Source organism: Pseudidiomarina aestuarii (assembly GCF_048263735.1).
GTDB lineage: Bacteria > Pseudomonadota > Gammaproteobacteria > Enterobacterales > Alteromonadaceae > Pseudidiomarina > Pseudidiomarina aestuarii_B.
Genome location: NZ_JBLXDX010000017.1, coordinates 1 through 4,280 on the forward strand (window position 1 = coordinate 1; position 4,280 = coordinate 4,280).

Annotated in this window: 4 protein-coding genes; 3 read left to right on the forward strand and 1 reads right to left on the reverse strand. The window is 48.9% G+C overall.

All coding sequences use genetic code 11. From position 1 onward, the window contains the following. On the reverse strand, window positions 1-480 hold a 480-nt coding region (locus tag ACN0S4_RS13405), incomplete at its 3' end, for a WYL domain-containing protein (protein ID WP_417658129.1). A 126-nt stretch (window positions 481-606) separates the two neighbouring features. Here ACN0S4_RS13405 and ACN0S4_RS13410 point away from each other — a divergent pair. The 3 genes from ACN0S4_RS13410 to ACN0S4_RS13420 form a co-directional block, all read left to right on the forward strand. Beyond that, complete coding sequence (locus ACN0S4_RS13410; RefSeq protein WP_417658130.1) at window positions 607-2,094, forward strand: Wadjet anti-phage system protein JetA family protein; 1,488 nt, start codon at window positions 607-609, stop codon at window positions 2,092-2,094. Beyond that, complete coding sequence (locus tag ACN0S4_RS13415) at window positions 2,084-2,722, forward strand: DUF4194 domain-containing protein (protein ID WP_417658131.1); 639 nt, start codon at window positions 2,084-2,086, stop codon at window positions 2,720-2,722. Before ACN0S4_RS13410 ends, ACN0S4_RS13415 begins: the two co-directional genes overlap by 11 nt. Next, window positions 2,719-4,280: ATP-binding protein (locus ACN0S4_RS13420; RefSeq protein WP_417658132.1), on the forward strand; the 1,562-nt coding region annotated here is incomplete at its 3' end. The genes ACN0S4_RS13415 and ACN0S4_RS13420, both read left to right, overlap by 4 nt.

Consider the following 4,280-nt stretch of genomic DNA (forward strand, 5'->3'; position numbering starts at 1 on the left):
GAATATTCGGGCTAGGTTAAAGTCCCTATGCTCTTCAGTGAGCTCATCGTAGCCTCTCACATGCCACCTTCTCCCGGCGAACACAAACGCCAAGGGATGGATGATACGTTCAATACCATCTGGGTTGTTCATAGATCTGTAGATGATTCTGGAGGCTGCCTCTTGGTTCATCGCTGAGTGAATAACTCGAAACAGTGCTGGATCAACGTTGGTAAAGTCTCTCTGGGTCTCCTCCAACTTGACATGAGTAACTTGGTCTTTTACCGATCGGAAATAGGCCTCAATACTAAGACTAGCGATTTCTGGCTTGAATCGAGTCGTAGGAGCATATCGCCCACGGCCTTGTCCTTTCAGAGTTTGGGTATTGGATGGATATGCTTCTCGATACGAAGCCAATACCCGCGAGGCTTGCACGCTGGTTACTCCAAACTTTTCCCTAAGGCGCTGATTGGTTATCTCCCCTTCATAAGCAAGTAACATCTCAATGAACTCAAACTGTAGTCTCGTGCGGCTATCCAATGGCGTAACTCTCTGCTGGATTTGTATTAACACAGGTGTTAATTTAACATCTATGTTAACTGTGAGTCTAGGAAGATTAGGTGGCCTATGCCTGAAGATGCGGACAACCTATTTGATCGTGTACCTGAGCATATTTTTAGACCGCTCGGGGCGCACGAGCACGCGCGCCGCAACTGGTCGCTCCTAAACCATCTATATAACGACTTCTTTGCACCTGAGGCTGATCCTCCAGAGGGAGAAGGCTGGACACAGAAGCGTGTGGTAGCATCAATTGAGCGTTTCTTGATCCGGTGGGATGAGCATGAATCCAATGTTGAGGAGCTTGGGACTCCGATAAACATACGCGCCCATGACGCTCTTTCAAGCTTCCTGGATAGTGGCTGGCTGAGCATTGATCGAGTCGGCTTTACCCAATTTGTGATCATGCGGCCCACAGTCCAAAACTTGTTTGAGTTGCTTAAAACCTTTGCTGAGCAAGGTCCCGAGTTTATCGGTGGGCGTGTGCAATCGGTTCGGAATAACTTGCTGCAAGTGCAGGCAGATCCTGAAAAAAATGCCGCTGTATTTCAGGTTGCTGCGAAAGAATGTTCGGCACTTCTGCGAATGTTGAACACTACCCGCATGCGCGTTCGGGAAGCTAGCGAATACTTGCGCGCTCAGGAGTCAGCTGATCTCTTTCTCGAGAGGTTCTTTGGTGACTATATCTCCAGTTTGTATATCGGCGACTACTCAGACCTGTTCTCCCGCAATCATCCTCTCGCATCCCGCTGGGATATTGTTGATATGGCTTCCCGAGTTACAGAAGAACCAGAAAGTCGTGAACAATTGCGTAGGTGGTATCGCAAAAACTTACGTTGTCGGTCTACTGAAGAAGCGGATGCATTAATTGAGAATGATACGGCCCGCGTTATGGCACTACGCGAGGTCGACCGTTTACTCGCACGCCTTAAGGATGCCGTCACCCGCGCTAACGACCAAGCCCTCGGATATCTCGAATACAAGGTCCGTTCTCAGGGTAATTTCGATACGAAGACCGACCAGGTCATTAATGCAGTTGTTCGCGCAGCTGATTCGCGACCTAATGATAAAAATCTGGCTCTACCCACAGGTTGGTCTCAAGGAAGACTCTTAAGTGAAGACGCCCTGAAAATGCCGAACAAGAAGCCACGAAAGCGCAGAGGTGCGGTTATCCAGAAACGTCGGCTGTCACCTGAGGAAAGAGCACGACGATTGGTCCGTCAAATTATGAAGGGGAACCGAGAGGTTTCGGAGTCTCGCATTATTCAGTACATCGATCGTCATGTGGACCCTGGAGGTGTTTTGGAAAGCAGTTCCATGGATGTGGCTTCCATCAACGACCTATGTATTTTGGCAGCATTCTCTCGGCTTGGGTTGATAGCCGACCGTACGGAAAGGAATGCTCGGGCCGGTATTGTTCGACCAACACTATTTAAGGAACTCAACAGATATATCGAGATTGAGCTGACAGGTGAGCGATTTGAGAATGAATACATTGAGGCACCTGTTGTGAGGATTCGTCGCCGAAAGGACGGGAGTACAAATAATGCCAACTAGCTGGAAACGTATTGCAGAACAAGACGAGGCTCATACTGTTCGGGATTTTCAAAGGGCGGCACAACGTCTAATCATTGACCAAGTTCTGTACCAGGCAAACCCGAAACAGAGATCAGACTATGACTTGGTGGCAGCCCACGAAAATGCATTCGCGGAAGCGCTTGATCTATTTGGTTGCATACTCGATCTCAATGTCCAGGAGCGATATGTGGCTGCTGTTCCGACAGTTACGGAAGTTAGCAAGATTCCTTTGATGCACACTTTATTGGCTTTGGTGTTGCGCAAGCTGTATGACCATCACATGAATAGGGGATCACTCAATGCAGGCGTCGCGGGGGTTAGCTTGCCTGAACTTGAGGCGGCGTTCCTTGAATCAACAGGACGTGAATTACCAATGAAGCCTCAGTTGGAGCTTCAGGGGATCATGGATGCAATGAAAAGGTGGGGAATTGCTCGTTTAGTCAGAACTGAGAACTTAGGTGAGGCGGCATGGTTTGCTGAGATTCTGCCCGGTATACAAAGCCTGATAAACGAACGAGCTCTCGCCATGCTGAAATCCCATGCAGAATTGTTATATGAGCCTGACGGGTTGGTCGATACGACAGAACAAAAGGAGAGTTCTTTGTGAAACAGCTCAAACGCATCGCACTGGTCCAGTTCTATCTACACGAAGCGGTTGATATTGAGGTAGCAGGAGCAACAGCCTTCTTAGGGCCAAATGGCTCTGGGAAATCGTCGACGCTCGATGCAATACAAATCGCAATGCTCGGGGGAAATCGGAATTACACACATTTTAATACCCAGTCGGTATCAACCAAGCGGCGGCGAAGCTTAGCTGGCTATTGCCTTGGCATGCTCCGCAATCCAGAGAAAGACAGTGAAGTGATCGGGCGGGCGCGTGATGAGGCTCGAACTTACATCATGTTGGTCTTTGGCGATGATACGGAAACTGAATGGGTTTCTGCCGGAATTTGCATCGAGGCTGATGCAGAAACTGATGGGCACGAGGTTAAAGGCCTTTTCGTCCTTCCTGGGTTGGCTTTAAAAGCAGACGATTGCATTGTCTATGACGGCGACGACCAACGCCCCATCCCGTTCGCAGACTTTCGGGAAAATGTCCGGGAACAAGCCCGGAGCAAAGGGCGGACGCCCATCTTTACCGATAAATCGAGTGAGTATGTTCAGGAGCTGTTATACGCTCTGAATGGCGAGCGAATGCCTAATGCGCGACGGTTTATGTCGTCTTTCGTGAACTCGATGACCCTGAAGAATGTTGATTCAATCGATCAATTTGTCCGAGATTACGTGGTTGAGTCCAATCCAGTTGATATTGCAACGTTTCGCAAGCAGGTCGAACAGTTTATCGCATTGCGCGATTTGATCATGAAAACAAAGGCAAGAATCTCGCGGCTCGAAGACATCATTAATGGCTTTGAGCGCGCGCGCCAAGCGGAACGTCGAATCGCAACTCTTGAAGCCATAAAAGCGATTTTTAATGCCGAATGGCTGGGTGAGAAGATTGATGATATCGAAACCCAGATCGATACATTCCAAGACCAAACAAAAACAGCAGAAGGCCTTGCGGCTGATGCGAAAGAACAGCGAGATCACAAACAAGAGGAAATTACCAAACTGAAGGTTCGCTTGGAGAGCGACCAAAATGAGCAGCTTCGGCAACGCCTCGAAGAACAGATTAGCTTTCAGCGCCAAATAATTACAGCCTACCAACATTCGGATATATCTCGAGCGAACCGACTGATCTCTTCGCTAAGAGAATTGATCGACGAACCAGTTTTTTCTGAGATTCGAAGTCTTATGAGTACCGTAGTTGATGAGCTAGTCGAGGCTCGGGGAAATGAAAACTCGGGTAGCGCACTGAGCGAATCAATTGGGAAGCTCGACGGGGATCTCGCACATATTCGGGTCTTCTCTCAGTCTAATCTGGTCTCGATCCAAAAGAGGCAAAGTGAACTGGGTGAGGAGCGTGATGCAATTCGACGTCGGATTTCAGCAGCAGCTCAAACTGGGCGATTGTTGAATGATGGCGCAGCGCGGTTATTGGAGATACTTAATCACGCTGGTATGGAAGCTAAGCCCTTGTCGGCATTATTACGCATTTCGGATCCAACTTGGGCACCTGCGCTGGAGGCGTATTTGGGTGCTGATCGTGGTGCTCTGATGATAAC

What these genes read in the sequence shown, in the direction of transcription:
- ACN0S4_RS13415 (WP_417658131.1), top strand. Translation starts at nt 2,084, where the DNA reads ATGCCAACTAGCTGGAAACGTATTGCAGAACAAGACGAGGCTCATACT.
- ACN0S4_RS13410 (WP_417658130.1), top strand. Translation starts at nt 607, where the DNA reads ATGCCTGAAGATGCGGACAACCTATTTGATCGTGTACCTGAGCATATT.